The sequence below is a fragment of the Kiritimatiellia bacterium genome (assembly GCA_028715905.1).
Classification (GTDB): Bacteria; Verrucomicrobiota; Kiritimatiellia; order JAAZAB01; family JAAZAB01; genus JAQUQV01.
Genome location: JAQUQV010000059.1, coordinates 1 through 14,602, shown reverse-complemented (window position 1 = coordinate 14,602; position 14,602 = coordinate 1). Strand labels below are relative to the sequence as shown.

The 14,602-nt window shown below is 56.7% G+C and carries 13 protein-coding genes; 12 read left to right on the top strand and 1 reads right to left on the bottom strand.

Features of this window, described 5'->3' with window-relative positions:
- The 8 genes from PHP98_10085 to clpX form a co-directional block, all read left to right on the top strand.
- Window positions 1–1,746: hypothetical protein (locus tag PHP98_10085; GenBank protein ID MDD5483975.1), on the top strand; the 1,746-nt coding region annotated here is incomplete at its 5' end.
- A 41-nt stretch (window positions 1,747–1,787) separates the two neighbouring features.
- Entirely contained in the window at window positions 1,788–2,636 is an 849-nt protein-coding gene (locus PHP98_10080) for a 5'-3' exonuclease H3TH domain-containing protein (protein MDD5483974.1), read from the top strand.
- A 264-nt stretch (window positions 2,637–2,900) separates the two neighbouring features.
- A complete protein-coding gene (locus PHP98_10075; protein MDD5483973.1) occupies window positions 2,901–5,207 on the top strand; it encodes a hypothetical protein in 2,307 nt (768 codons plus the stop codon).
- Between the two features lie 68 nt (window positions 5,208–5,275).
- A complete protein-coding gene (gene coaE, locus PHP98_10070) occupies window positions 5,276–5,893 on the top strand; it encodes a dephospho-CoA kinase (GenBank protein ID MDD5483972.1) in 618 nt (205 codons plus the stop codon).
- Entirely contained in the window at window positions 5,877–7,436 is a 1,560-nt protein-coding gene (rho, locus tag PHP98_10065; GenBank protein ID MDD5483971.1) for a transcription termination factor Rho, read from the top strand. The genes coaE and rho overlap by 17 nt, the downstream gene beginning before the upstream one ends.
- A 2-nt stretch (window positions 7,437–7,438) precedes the next feature.
- Window positions 7,439–8,812: a trigger factor gene (tig, locus tag PHP98_10060; GenBank protein ID MDD5483970.1), complete on the top strand. Its 1,374-nt coding sequence runs from the start codon at window positions 7,439–7,441 to the stop codon at window positions 8,810–8,812.
- Window positions 8,813–8,832: 20 nt separating this feature from the next.
- On the top strand, window positions 8,833–9,459 hold the full coding sequence (gene clpP / locus PHP98_10055) for an ATP-dependent Clp endopeptidase proteolytic subunit ClpP (GenBank protein ID MDD5483969.1): 627 nt from the start codon (window positions 8,833–8,835) through the stop codon (window positions 9,457–9,459).
- A 27-nt stretch (window positions 9,460–9,486) separates the two neighbouring features.
- Window positions 9,487–10,743, top strand: a complete 1,257-nt coding sequence (gene clpX, locus PHP98_10050; protein MDD5483968.1) for an ATP-dependent Clp protease ATP-binding subunit ClpX — start codon at window positions 9,487–9,489, stop codon at window positions 10,741–10,743.
- 192 nt (window positions 10,744–10,935) lie between these two features.
- On the opposite strand, the gene PHP98_10045 is transcribed toward clpX, so the two are convergent.
- The gene (locus PHP98_10045) at window positions 10,936–11,286 is read right to left on the bottom strand and encodes an aspartate 1-decarboxylase (protein MDD5483967.1); all 351 of its coding nucleotides are present in this window, start codon (window positions 11,284–11,286) and stop codon (window positions 10,936–10,938) included.
- Here PHP98_10045 and PHP98_10040 point away from each other — a divergent pair.
- The 4 genes from PHP98_10040 to PHP98_10025 all read left to right on the top strand — a co-directional run.
- Window positions 11,285–12,928, top strand: coding sequence for a bifunctional UDP-sugar hydrolase/5'-nucleotidase (locus PHP98_10040; protein MDD5483966.1), 1,644 nt, complete (start codon window positions 11,285–11,287; stop codon window positions 12,926–12,928). The genes PHP98_10045 and PHP98_10040 overlap by 2 nt on opposite strands.
- 240 nt (window positions 12,929–13,168) lie before the next feature.
- A complete protein-coding gene (locus PHP98_10035) occupies window positions 13,169–13,336 on the top strand; it encodes an addiction module protein (GenBank protein MDD5483965.1) in 168 nt (55 codons plus the stop codon).
- Complete coding sequence (locus PHP98_10030) at window positions 13,329–13,631, top strand: type II toxin-antitoxin system RelE/ParE family toxin (protein MDD5483964.1); 303 nt, start codon at window positions 13,329–13,331, stop codon at window positions 13,629–13,631. Before PHP98_10035 ends, PHP98_10030 begins: the two co-directional genes overlap by 8 nt.
- Window positions 13,632–13,727: 96 nt before the next feature.
- On the top strand, window positions 13,728–14,602 hold an 875-nt coding region (locus PHP98_10025; GenBank protein MDD5483963.1), incomplete at its 3' end, for an excinuclease ABC subunit UvrA.

Genomic DNA, 14,602 nt, shown 5'->3' with positions numbered 1-14,602 from the left:
GATGAATTTCAGCGCATGAAGGCGGAGATGCTGGCCCAGATTCGCGATACCTGGACCCCGCCCGTCAAGAAAGTCATCACCGGCCCGCGCGGCGAAAGGGCCGACACCATCATTACCTCGCAGGCCCGCCGGAGACTGCTGGATAAGTTAAACAACATTACCATTGAAAAAATTGATTTCCGGAATGCGAATATCGTGGATGTGATCAGTTACCTTCACCAGCAGAGCGTGGTAAGCGACCGCGATCCCAGCCCCGGTGAAAGAGGCGTAAATCTTATGCTGAATCTGCGCCGGCCGGGCGAAGCCGCCGGCGGAACCGCCGGCCCGCCGGCTGCGCCCGCGGATGATATTTTTGCCGCGGAACAGCCCGCCGGTGCGGCAACCACGGGCGCCATCCCTTCCATTACCTTGACCCTTTCGCGGATTTCCCTCATGCAGGCGTTAAAATATATCACCGAATGTTCGGGGTTGAAATACCGGATTGAGGAAAACGTGGTGGTCATTTTCCCGGCCGATGTCGCTTACGGCGAGCTGGAAACGCGCACTTATAAAGTCCAGCCCTCAATCGTTGAGACTTTCATGGGCGGCGGCGCCGCCGCCGCAACCGGCACGGGCGATATGCTGGAACTGGGTTCCGTGGCGCCCGCCACGGCTGAGCGGCGGGACATGAAGATGTTTTTCGCCAATGCCGGCATTCCTTTCCCCGAGGGCACATCCATCGTTTATATACCGGGGCAAACCCTGCTCATTGTCAAGAACACGTCCGAGAATCTTGAAAACTTTGAACGTCTGCTCAACAAGCTGAATGTGCCGCCCGTGCAGGTTGAAATAGAAGCCCGCTTCGTTGAAATCGGCCAGACGGACCTGGAGGAGCTTGGTTTTGAATGGCTCCTGACCGACAACTGGGAACTGGCCGAAAAACAATCCGGCCTTCCCCCGAGCATGCGCGAGCGCCTCCAGATGAACAAGAACAATGTTACCAAGGGACTGCGCGAACTCACGGTGTCCGGTGGCCAGGCCATTCCGTCCGCCAGCGGCACCATGGGCAGTATCCTCTCGGTCTCCAGCATTCTGACCAATCCGGAGCTGACCGTCATTCTGCATGCCTTGGAACAGAAAACTGGCGCCAATCTTCTTTCCGCTCCGAAAGTAACCACCAAGAGCGGCGCCAGCGCCGAAATCAAGGTCGTGCGGGAGTTGACTTATCCGACCGAATATGAGATTCGCGAGCAGACCATCGCCATCACCACGGCCGCCAGCGACACCCGTTTTATGGTTGTGCCGGGCACTTTTGAATCACGGGACGTGGGCGTCAGCCTGCAGGTTACGCCGACAGTCGGGCCGGATAATGAGACGATTGACCTGGCCATGGTGCCGCAGGTGGTTGAATTGGCGGAATGGATTGATTACGGCTACGACCAGCAGACGCGGGGGGGGGACACGCAGCACCTTGCCCTGAACCAGCCGATTTTTCACAGCCGGTCAATCGTAACCAGTATTTCCATCTGGGACGGTCAGACGGTTGTCATGGGCGGTTTGATCACCGAAGTGCAGGATACTACCGAGGATAAAATCCCGATTGTCGGCGATATCCCGTTGCTTGGTTACCTTTTCCGCAGCAAGACCAGCCAGAGCGTAAAAAAGAACCTGTTGATTTTCGTTACCGCCAACCTTGTTGATCCGGCCGGCAATAAGATTAAAAAAGAAGCCGCGGTCCCGCTGGCAACCGCCGCCGTCACGCCCTGACGCAAGAACCTCTGTAACCTCTGCGCCTGCGGTGAACAACCATGACTTCACGCATTGTCCTCGTTGACGCGCTCGGCATGATTTACCGGGCCTTTTACGCCGTAACCGGTTTGTCAACCGAAGCGGGCCGGCCCACCAATGCCGTTTTTGGCTTTATCCGGATGCTCGGCCAGATTAACCGCGTCTGGCGTCCTACCCATGGGCTGGTGGTTTTTGACGGCGGCATTCCGGAGGAGCGAAAAAAACTGCTCAGCAGTTACAAGGCGCAGCGGCCGCCCATGCCGGATCAACTGCGCGTTCAACTGGAGGACATCCGGGAATATCTGGATGCCGCCGGCATCGGGCGACTGCGGATGGAGGGCAGGGAAGCGGATGATATCCTGGCATCCGCCGCAAAACAGGCGGAAGCGGCCGGCTTTGAAGTCCTGGTGGCCAGCTCGGACAAGGATTTGATGCAGATCACCGGCGGAAACATCGCCCTGATTACTCCCGGAAAAATTGAAAATAGAGTCGGGCCTGAAGAAGTTTATCTGAAAACCGGCGTTCATCCCGCGCAGATCGTTGAATGGCTGGCCCTGACCGGCGACAGCTCGGATAATATTCCCGGAGTGCGCGGGATCGGCGCCAAAACCGCCGCCCGGCTTCTCGGCGAGTGGGGTTCGCTTCAGGGCATCTTTCAGAATCTTGAGCGGCTGAAACCGGAAAGAATGCGCGCCCTTCTGGAAAACTGCCGGGCGGACGTGTTCAGGAATGTTCAAATCATAACCCTGGATAAAAACATCAAATTGCCCCGCCCGGTGGAGGAAACCAAGCTCGCTCTTGCGGATACGGAACGCCTGCGTTCCTTTTATTCCCGGATGGAGTTCCATTCAATGGCGGCGGCGCTGTAAGCAGAATCGGGAATTACCCCGCCCGCTTCGCCCCGAAGTTTCCGCCGCGGCGGATCCGTCAAGTGCGGAAAGCGCAGCGCATGCTTCAGGGCATCGCTTGAGGCGCGGAGATGGAACGCGTCGTGCGTGATGCGTGAAGCGTCGTTCGTCAGACGAGATGCGAGATGCGTTTCACGAGATACGAAAAAAATCTCTGCGGACTCGGTGTTCGCCCGGGCGCAGCGTTTTGGCGGAGACTGGTCTCGGTAAAAATTTTCTTGAAAGATGAGTTGGGCAAAATCAGTTTTATTTTTTTTAATCCTGGCGGCTCTTTTCGCCTCCGGCCTGGCGGTGCGGCGGGCGGTTTTGGCCGCGCAATATGAATGCTACGGGCGGCCCCTGCCTTTTAATCTGGAAAGCGCTTTAAACTTTCGTTATGTGCGCATGCTGGCCGCAACCAACGGCTTGCCGGTTGTTGATCAATCAGTCCAATATCCCGGCGGCGTGGCAGTGCGCCAGACTTATGAAATTGGTTCGGAGCGCATCTGCGCCTTTCTGGCGCGTCTTTTCCCGGAAAGCGTTCCGCTGGATGAGCGCGTGCGCTGGATTTCAGCCCTCTGGTTTTGCCTGGGTATTCCGGCGATGTTTTTATGGATATGGTGGCGGCAGAAGTCGCTCTGGGGGGCGGCGCTGGCCGGCGCCTTTTACGCCTTGTCGCTGGCAAGCGTGATCCGTTCCACCGGCCAGGAAATATCCCATGAAAATTTTGCCCTCCCGCTCTTGATCGCGCATTTTGCGTTGTCCGCCCTGGCCGCCGGAGAAGGGAAACGTTTGCCCGTTTTTATTTGCCTGGCCGCCGCTTCCGCCGTTTTGCTCGCCTGCGCCCTTATGCTCTGGGATTTGATTCAGTTTTACATTATTGTCTGGGTTTTGCTGGGCTTCGTCCGCGTTGTGCGGGGGGATTATTTCCGGCCGGTTCGGCGCCGGTGGCAATGGGGGCTTAACCTGGCCGCGCTGGTCCTGGCCGGACTGCTGAACCCCTATCTCCGCGCCCATGGTTTTGTCTGGTCGCCGGCCATGCTTTTGGCCTATGGTGTGTTGCCGGCCATGTTCTTAACCCCCGGGCCATGGCTGCGTCGCGTTCACGGCTCACCGGGACTCGCCTCGGCGAAGCGCTCTGGCGGAGCTGGGCGGTTCGCCCTGCCCACCCAAAATATGACCGGAATAGGCAGGGCGGACGAATATGAAGTATTTGTAGGAGCCGAACCCCTGTTCGGCGAAAGGCAAAGATCGTCGCATAGGGATGCGACTCCTACAAGACAGAACCACGGGGAAAAGTCGCACTGCTCTTTGCATCCTAATTCAAAACAATGGATTGTTATGTTCCTGCGCGCGGCGCTGGTCCTTTTGCCGGTTCTGATCGGATTCTGGCTGGGGCGGCAATACCTGCAGTCTTATCATCATTTTACGGAGCTTCTCTGGGCCAAGATAATCTTTCTCAATGCCAAGCCGTCCGATCCTTCCCTGCTCACCTTTTCGCAGCGGATTCTCTGGGTGCCGGCCCTTAATTCCGCAACTTTTTCCTTGACAAAAACGCTCTTTCCTTTTAGTCTTCCCTTGTTTTTAGTTTCAGCAGGCATATTCCTGTTCTGTCCCGGTCGGACCTTTGATCCCGAAATCCAGAAGCCGGCATCCAAAAGCCATAACTCTTTATTTGACTGCCTCCGGCGGGTTGATCCCGAAACAACAGGTCTTCTTTTTTTCACTTTCATATCTTTGATGGCGTATATCCTGTTTGTGCGGATGCACGTGTTTGCCGCGGTAGGCCTGGCTGCTTCGGCCGGATTGTTGGGGGCGTGGATTGTGCGCCGGCAAACATGGTTCCGCGTTCCGGCCGTTGCTTTATTGCTGGCCGGCGCGCTGGCCGAAGGGGGAAATGTTTTGCGCGCTCCGGCGCGCTGGGGCGGTTCCCAGTCCTATCTCAAGCAGCGCCGGGAGCTTGTTGACTGGCTGAAAACCAACGCGCCCGGCCAGCCGTTGCTGGCGAATTTCGGGATCAGCGCCTTTGCGCTCGCATACGCCGATTCGCCGATTGTTCTGCATCCAAAGTTTGAATCGCCGGATATAAGGAAACGCGTGCAGGAATACGGGGAAATGCTTTTTAAGGCCGATGAGGAAAAATTCCGTTTGTGGGCCGTCAAACACGGGGCGGCGTTTTATGTCCATTCGCTCGGCGAATTTGCCGGTTTGCGCCCGGAGGCGCAGATGAGATATTTTGTGGACGCCCTCAATCCGCCGGCGGCGGCGCCCGCCAGGTTGTTTGAGTTCAACCCGTCGGCTCTGCGCTGGTTCGTTCCGCTTTGGGGCAACTTGAAATACCGCGTGTTCCGCATTATTACGCCGGACGACGAACAGTTTGCCGAGTTTAAGGCGGGCGAGTCCTTTCGGAAAATAAAAGCCGGGTTGTTGTCCGAGGCCGGCCTGGCGGCCGAGCATGCTCTCCTTTATGACCCCGGGAGTAAAAACGCCCAGGAAGCCGTATTGCGGGTCAATGAATTGAAAAAGAAGGAGCCGGAAGTCAGGACGCAGTAGCCAGAATTCGAAATAATGAATTTTGATTGCAAACTGCCGAATGCTGCCGCCTGAATTCCGCTTTGAATATGAAACGCGTTTGCATCACCGGCGGAATCGCCTGCGGGAAAAGCTCCGCGGGCGAAATATGGCGGAAAGCGGGCGCCAGAATTCTTGATGCCGACGGGGTCTGCCATGAATTGCTGCGCCATGACAGGCCGCTCATCAACCGGATCGCGTCTGTTTTCGGACGGCGGGTTTTGGGGCTGGCCGGCGGAATTGACCGGAGTGTTCTCGGCCGGATAGTGTTTAATGATCGTGACAAACTGCGCAAACTGAACGGGTTGGTGCATCCTTGCGCGCGCCGGGCGATAAACGCCTGGCTGAATATGCTTCCCGCGCGCGCCGGATTCGCGGCGGTAATTATTCCGCTGGCGTATGAGGCGGGATGGGAGCGGGGCTGGGATGCGGTGGTCTGCGTGGCGGCGCCGTTGAACGCGCAAGTTGCGCGTTTGAAGAAAAAAGGTTTTACAGAAAAAGACGCCCGGGCAAGAATCGCGGCCCAAATGCCCCTGGCTGAAAAAATGAACCGGGCCGATTATGTTATTTTTAATGCCGGAACTGTCGCCGGTTTGCGACAGCAGGCCAAATTGGTATTCCGGCACATTAAGGAGAAAACGGAGAAGCGCTATGAGAGAAAGAGATAATCACGACGAAACGGCAGCCAGGCGGAGAGGACGCGCTCCACGTTATGTTAAAAGCCGTCCGTCTGTTTCCAAGATCTATACCGATTCCGATCCGATTCCGCCGCGGAATAACGGCAATGGAATGGAGCGGGAGCAGGCGCCGCTGGAGAAGAATGACCGGCCCGCCGGGTTGGGGGCCGCCGGGGATGTCAGGCCGGCGGGCGGCGCCGCGAACGCGGCGGCGGCCGCGTCCGGACAGACAACCGCGGAAACCTCAGGCGCTTCATCCGCCCGTCCGGCCGGCGGGGGAAAAGCGATCCACCTTTCCGATTTACAGAAAAAAACGGTGCTGGAATTGAATGCCATGGCTTCCGCCAGCGGCCTGACGGATTTGGGCGCCCTGCGCAAGCATGAGCTGATTTTTGAAATTCTCAGGGCCAACGCCAGCGCGAACGGCGCGCTCTTTGGCAAAGGGGTGCTGGAGATACTGCCGGACGGGTTCGGATTTCTGCGCTCGCCTTATTACAATTATCTGCCCTGCCCGGAAGATATTTATGTTTCCCCCTCGCAGATCAGGCGTTTTGCGCTGCGGACCGGCGATTCCGTTGAAGGTGAAATAAGGTCCCCGCGCGACAAGGAAAGATTTTTTGCCCTCTTGCGGGTGGAAGAGGTTAACGGGGAAAATCCTGAAAAGGCGAACAGCAAGGTGCCTTTTGAAAATCTGACCCCGCTTTTCCCGGACCGGCGCATCATGCTGGAGCGGGAACACGATGAAATATCCATGCGCGTCATGGATCTCTTTACGCCGATCGGGATGGGGCAGCGCGGGCTCATCGTCGCCCCGCCCCGCACCGGAAAAACGGTGTTGCTCCAGAAAATTGCCAACAGTATTTCAAAAAATCACCCCAAGATTGACCTGATCGTGCTGCTTATTGACGAACGGCCGGAGGAGGTAACCGACATGGAGCGCAACACCAAGGCGCACGTGCTGAGTTCAACTTTTGACGAGCCGCCCGAACGGCACATCCAGGTGGCGGAAATGGTCATTGAAATGTCCAAACGGATGGTGGAGTGCGGCCGCGACGTGGTCATCCTGCTTGACAGCATCACCCGCCTGGCGCGCGCCTATAACACCATGCAGCCGCACAGCGGTAAAATTCTTTCGGGAGGCGTGGATGCCACCGCCCTGCACAAGCCGAAGAGATTTTTCGGGGCCGCGCGGAATATTGAGCACGGCGGCAGCCTGACGATTATTGCCACCGCCCTGGTGGACACCGGCAGTAGGATGGACGAGGTGATTTTTGAGGAATTCAAGGGCACCGGCAACATGGAGTTGAGCCTGGACCGCCATTTGGTTGATAAACGGGTGTTTCCGGCCATCAACATTGAAAAATCCGGGACGCGCAAAGAAGAATTGTTGCTTCATCCGGACGAATTGAATAGAATATGGGTTTTGCGCAAGGCTTTGAACGGCGTGCCGCCGGTTGAAGCCATGGAACTGGTCGTGAATAAATTAAAGAAGACCAAAACCAACGCCGAGTTTCTTTTAACAATGCATGAATGAATATGAAAATAAAAGTTGAAAAAGACGGTCCCTGCCGTAAAAGCCTGATCGTGGAACAGCCGGCCGAGACTGCGGAAACCGAATATCGCAAGGTCCTTGAAAATTTTGTGCGTTTCGCCAGCATTCCCGGGTTCCGAAAGGGGCGGGCGCCGGCCAATCTGGTTGCAAGCCGTTTTGCCAGGGAAATCCGCGAGGAAACCGGCGACCGCCTTGTGGCCGGCTCTTATCGCGAGGCGATCAAGCAGGCCCAATTGGACCCGCTCTCAATCCTGGATGTGAAAACCGAAATGGAGCCCGGCAAGCCGATGGTCTACCGGCTTGTCCTTGATGTGCCGCCCGAATTCAAGCTGCCGAAATATCAGCACATTGCTGTCTCCGCCAGGGAAGTTTCCGTTTCGGAAGACGATGTTCAAAAGGCGTTTGACCGTTTTCTTGAGCGTCTGGCCGCAGTTGAAAATGTGTCCGATCGTCCCGTGCGCAAGGGCGACTGGGTGCAGATTGATTACGCCCGCCGGGACAACGGCGCTCAGCCGAAATCATCCGGCGCCCGCCGCTCCGACAAATTTGCCGCCGGCCGGAACTTCTGGATGGTGGCCGGCGAAGACGACACCTTGCTCCCGGGTTTTGCGGCCGCCGTTGAGGGCATGCCGATCGGCGGCCGGCGGGAAATTTCCCTGCAATTGCCGCCCGATTTCAACCGGCCGGAGTTGGCCGGCAAACAGGTCGTCTACGACGTGACGCTCAAGGCGGCTCGTGAACGCAAAAAACCGGTCATGAACGATGATTTTTTTAAATCCGCGGGGGTGCAGTCGGAGCCCGAGCTGAGGGATAAAATAAAGGCCTCGCTTCTGGAGGAAGCGCTCCGCCTGGATAAAGAGCGCCGCGAAAAGGAGATCATTGATTATCTCCTTGAACGCACCGCCATGGAACTGCCCGAATCAATCGTCCAGGAGGAAATCCGGCACATGTTCGCTTCCATCGCGCGCGACCGGCTTATGCGCGGAACGACCCGGGAGCAGCTTGCCTCCCAGAAGGAGGAAATCCTGGCGCTCGCCTCCAAAACCTCCGTCGAAAAAGTTAAACTGGGTTATATCCTGCACCGGATCGGCGAGCAGGAAAAAATCGCCGCGGAGGACGCCGAGGTTGAACAGGAAATCCAGAACATGGCCCGCGATTACCGCATGACGCCCGATGAGCTTAAAAAAGAGCTTGAGAAAAAAGATGAAATGGACGCGCTCCGGCATGGAATCAGAATGAAAAAAATTCTTGATTTTCTGCTGGCCAACTCCGTTGTCGGCGAAAAAGGGCTGATGACGCGCCTGTTCGGCGGCGGCCGGCAGAAAGAGGAAGCCGGAGTTGCGAAAACGGTTAATTAAATAATTATGGAGGAGGAAGAATGTCCCCGAGAAATCAGATGATGGTGCCGATGGTGGTGGAACAAACCGGCCGCGGAGAACGCGCCTATGACATTTATTCGCGCCTGTTAAAAGATCGGATCGTGTTTCTGGGCACGGCCGTGACCGACGAGGTCAGCAGTCTTATCGTCGCCCAGTTGCTTTTTTTGCAGGCGGAGGACGCCGGGAAAGAGATCAGTTTTTACATCAATTCGCCCGGCGGTTCGGTGACGGCCGGCATGGCAATTTACGACACGATGCAGTTTGTCAAATGCGACGTGGCCACTTATTGCGTCGGCCAGGCGGCCAGCATGGGCGCGGTGCTCCTTGCCGCCGGGACGAAGGGCAAACGCTTTGCCCTGCCGAATTCGCGCGTCATGCTGCACCAGCCGTGGGGCGGCGCGGAAGGCGCGGCCTCGGATATCAGCATCATGGCGACCGAGATTCTGCGCTTGCGCGAAATCCTCAACGGTATTCTCGCAAAACACACCGGGCGTCCCGTGGAAACCGTGGCGCGCGATACGGACCGTAATTTTTTCATGTCGGCCGAAGAGGCCAAGGCATACGGGCTGGTGGACACCGTTGTCGTCAGCCGCCGGGAGATAGAGCCGGCGGAAAAAAAGAATTAAATGCATTATAATCCGGGATTCATCAAAATGACAAAAAAAAAATCGCCTTCCTGTTCGTTCTGCGGCCGCGGCAAGTATGAAGCGCCCAGTCTGTTGATCGGCCCGGGCGTCAATATCTGCCGCGATTGCCTGGAAATATGCGCCCGTGAAATGCGGGGCGGAGCGGCCCGGCCCGCGGCGCAGCGCAAAGCTCGGCCGACTCCGAAGCCGCATGAGATTAAAACCATGCTGGACGATTATGTCGTCGGTCAGGAACACGCCAAGAAGGTTCTCGCCGTGGCCGTCTACAATCATTACAAGCGGCTGGAACAGAAGACGCGTTTTCATCAGGACGATCCGCTCGCCGCGGTTGAAATCCAAAAAAGCAATATCCTCCTGATCGGCCCCACGGGCAGTGGCAAGACTCTGCTGGCCCAGACTCTGGCCCGCATTCTGGATGTGCCCTTCAGTATTTCCGACGCCACCCCCTTGACCGAAGCCGGTTACGTGGGCGAGGATGTTGAAAATATTTTACTGCGCCTTATCCAGGCCGCCGATATGGATGTGGCCCGGGCCGAGACGGGTATTATTTATATTGACGAAATTGATAAAATAGGGCGCCGGGCGGAGAATATTTCCATCACGCGCGATGTTTCCGGCGAGGGCGTCCAGCAGGCGCTCTTGAAAATCATGGAGGGGACGATCGCCAGCGTGCCTCAGCACGGCGGCCGCAAGCATCCCCAGGCCGAGTTCATCAAGATTAACACCGCCGGCATCCTCTTCATCTGCGGCGGCGCGTTTGTCGGCCTGGATGAAATCGTCCGCCGCCGGATCGGCGTCAAAAATATCGGCTTTAACCCCGCGGGCGCGGGTTCCGGCCGCCGCCGTGTGCAGGAGGAATCAATTCTGGGCGCGGTTGAGACGGAGGACCTTATCCATTACGGGATGATTCCGGAATTTGTCGGTCGTCTGCCGATGGTAACGGCCCTGAACGACCTTTCCGAGGAAGACCTCGTGCGCGTTATGGTGGAGCCCCGAAACAGCATGCTCAAACAATATGAAAAACTGCTGGCGATGGAGGGAATCAAGCTGGTGTTTGAAGAGGCCGCGCTCCGGCATCTCGCCTTTTTGGCGGCGAAAAAGAAAACCGGCGCGCGCGGTTTGCGCGCCATTCTTGAGCACATCATGCTGGATATCATGTACGAGGCGCCCGCGAAGAAGAATATCAGGGAGTGTCGGATTACCAGGGAAGTTATTGAGGGGCGTTGCCGCGGCTGGGGGGAGGGGGAGCGCAATATTGCCTGAGAAAGGCAGAATCAAGAAGGCGGAATGAATATTGATTTTGCGCATGCGGGCGCAAAATTAACCCGTAGGGCCGCCACGTGAATCACGGAATCACGTTTCATGTGCCAATGTGGCGCTGATCCGCCAAGACGGAAACCACGTCAGTTTTGGAAATAACCAATCAGATTATTTCCAAAACTTCGGGTTCAACATCTATCGGACCGGTTTGTTGCGTTCGTCCAGAACCAGGATGAGCGGGCGATGATTCCGCGCTTCTTCCGTGGGAATATGGCAGAACGCAAAAATGACCAGCCGGTCCCCTATGGCGCCAAGTTGCGCCGCCGGACCGTTGAGACAGACGGTTCCCGTTCCCGGTTGCTCGGGCAGCAGGTAAGTTTCAAAACGGTTCGTATTTTCCATATTGCTCACAAGGACTTTCTCATAGGGCAGCATTTTGACCGCCTCCATAAAGTCGCGGTCAATCGTTAGACTGCCTTCATAGTCGGGTTTGACGGCGGTAACCCTTGCCAGGTGGATTTTTGATTTTAACATTATTGAATACATGCCCTTAAAATTATCCAATCGGCCGTTTCAGCGCAATAAAAATCTTTTCGGGCGCGGGGCGGCTCTTTTCCTGTTCGGATGCGGCCTGGCGGCGCTCTGTTCCGGCCGCGAAGTAGAAATCAATATCCTCCATACCGCCGATTTGCACGGCCACCTTGAGCCGGTCAGGGTGGACGACCGGGAGGCCGGTTTGTCCGCGGATACTGCGCATCAGGCGCGGCCGGCCGGCGGATTATTGCGCTGCGCGGCCATTATCAATCAAATCCGGGCGGAGGCGACCAACGCGGTTCTGATTGACTGCGGCGATTTATTTCAGGGCTCGGTTGCGGGTTATTTGACCCGCGGGGATGTCATGGTGAAGGCGGTCAGATATCTGCGTTATGACGCGCTGGTGGTTGGAAATCACGAGTTTGACTGGGGGGTTGAAAGGTTGCGCGCGCTCTACCGCCGGGCGGAAATTCCGGTATTGGCGGCGGGCATAACGGCGCCGGCCGGCCAAAGTCTGCCGCATGCCCGCCCTTTCCTGGTCAGACAATTGGACGGGGTCAAGCTGGTTATTATCGGCCTGACCAATCCCTACATTCCCAACTGGTCGCGTCCGCGCCTCCTCGGCGGTCTGCAATTCCCGGACACGCTGGAAGCCCTGCGCCCGGTTGTGGAGCAGGCGCGTAAAATCAAGCCCGACATTCTCGTCCTGGCCGTGCACCAGGGCTGGCGGCAGTGGGGGGACCACCGCGGCAATCAAGTCAACAGCATCGCAAAGGCATTTCCCGATTTTGATTTGATTATCGGCGCCCATACTCATCAGGCGGTTGAAGGCCAGGAAATAAATCGGATTATCTACACCCAGGCCGGCTGTTACGGCCTCTGGCTCGGCCGCGTTGTCCTCCGCTTTGACGATGAACGGCGCAGGTTGACCCGGATTGAGCCGCGGCTTATCCCCGTCAGCGGCGAGGCGCCCCCGGACCCGGAACTGGAAAAGCTGGCGGCGGCGGATTTGAGTTCGGCCGGCTTATACCTGCGCCGAAAGGTCGGGGAAAACAAGCATGAAATCACGGCGCGGGAAAAAACGCCGGGACAGTCCGGCGCGCAGACGCTCATCGCCGCGGCCATAAGCGAGGCGGTCGGGGCGGAGATTGTTTTTCACGGTGGTTTGTCGGCGGCGAGCCTGCCGGCCGGCGCGGTGCGGATGGCGGATGTCTGGAAAATAGTTCCCTATGAAAACACGATCAGCAAGGCCTGGCTGACGCCGGCGGAAATCAGCGAAATTCTTGAGGAAAACAGCGGTTATTACGGCAAGGACCAGTTCCGGGGGATTTACGGACTTGTTTATGAATTGAATCCGCGCGCTTTGGCCGGCGCGCGGGTGCGCAATCTGTGCCGAAGCGACGGGCGGGAGATAAAACACGGCGAGAGAATTTCATTTGCGGTGAACAGTTATGATCTGGCTTCGGCCGGGGGACGGTTTCCCCGGCTGCGGGAAATCATGGAGCGGTCCGGTTCCAGGCTGGAAGAGACGGATCAGGACACGCGCGCGGCGGTTGTTGAATATATTAAAAAACATGCGCCGCTGGAAATTGAGGCCGCGCCGGGAGCGGCGGTGAAAAGAGGGGGAATAGGCGCAAATGTCCCCCGTCGCTAGCGGCTTGATTTTATCCAGAGGGTTTTGTATCCTTTTAATATGAACATGAGTATAACCGACAAGAAAAGTTTTTATTCTTTACCATCATATCTTAATGAATTGTTTGGTGGCGAAGCGGAATTGCTCTCTTCAGTGAATATCTGATATCCGGTTGACTCCGACCATTTTTTTTGAGATGTTTTCAGCATGACAACATTTGGTAAAAACATCGAAACCTTGCCTCTGCCCGAAAAAATTCTGATGGTTGAAGATATCTGGGACAGCATTGCCAGGAGCAACGCCGACATACCTGTTCTGGAATGGCAAAAAAAAGAGTTGTCCCGTCGGAAACGGAGTTTTCGGAAGAATCCGGATTCGGTCATGACTTGGCAACAGGTAAAAAGGTCTATGCTGGTGCGCAATGCCTGACAAACTGGTTTTACTTCCCGAAGCCAGACAGGATATTGCCGAAGCGTATTCATGGTACGAGGGGCAAGCGCCGGGACTTGGCATGGATTTCATCAGGTGCTTGGAAGTCGCAATCCTATCCATCGAAAGACGCCCGCAGGTATATCCAGTCGTTCACGAGAACTATCGGCGCGCGCTTGTCCGACGTTTTCCTTACGCCATTTTCTTTGAGCGCGATTCCGAACAAATTGTAATCTATTCCATATTTCATTGCTCCCAAAATCCCCGAAAATGGCGCGACAGATTCGCAGGGTAAGGGAAAACCCGGAGCAAACGCATGGAGCGCTATTTCGTTTTTTCAGCCCACCATAGCGGCATTTAGCAAAAAATATTTTCAAGGTTAGTAATTCGGATGGAAACAAAAGCACAGAACGGATGGATCACGATTGCCGGCGCGCGGGAGCACAATCTCAAGAATATTACCGTCAAGCTTCCGCGGCACAGGTTGACCGTGGTTACCGGGTTGAGCGGGTCGGGCAAATCCTCGCTGGCGTTTGACACGCTTTACGCCGAGGGCCAGCGCCGCTACGTGGAGAGCCTTTCGGCCTACGCGCGCCAGTTCCTGGAGCAGATGCAGAAGCCGGAGGTGGACTACATTGAGGGCCTGTCGCCGGCCATTTCCATTGAGCAGCGGACCGCCGGCTCAAATCCGCGCTCCATTGTCGCCACCAGCACGGAAATATACGATTATTTGCGGTTGTTGTTCGCGCACGTCGGCCGCCAGCATTGTCCGCACTGCGGCCGGCCGGTGGCGCGCCAGAGCGCGGAGGAGATTGTGGAACGGCTGCTTTTGCTGCCCAACCTGGCCAAAGTGGCCCTGCTGGCCCCGCAAATCCGTGGCCGCAAGGGGATGCACGCCCAGGTCCTGGACCATGCCCGCCGGCGCGGTTTTGCGCGCGCGCGCGTGGACAACGTGATTTATGATCTTGAAAAAGTGCCGCCGCTGGACGACAAAAAAAAACATTCCATAGATATTGTGGTGGACCGCCTGGTGATCACGAAGCTGATCCGTCCCCGGCTGACGGACTCGGTTGAACTTGCTCTCCGCCACGGCGGGGGAATGTTGATCGCGCTTTATCAGGATGCGCGCGGCAAGCCGCAAGAGACGATTTTTTCCGAAAAGCACGCCTGCCCCGACTGCGGCATAAGCTTTGAAAAATTTACGCCGCGCCATTTTTCGTTCAACAGCCCGTACGGCGCCTGCCGCGAATGCTCGGGGCTGGGGGT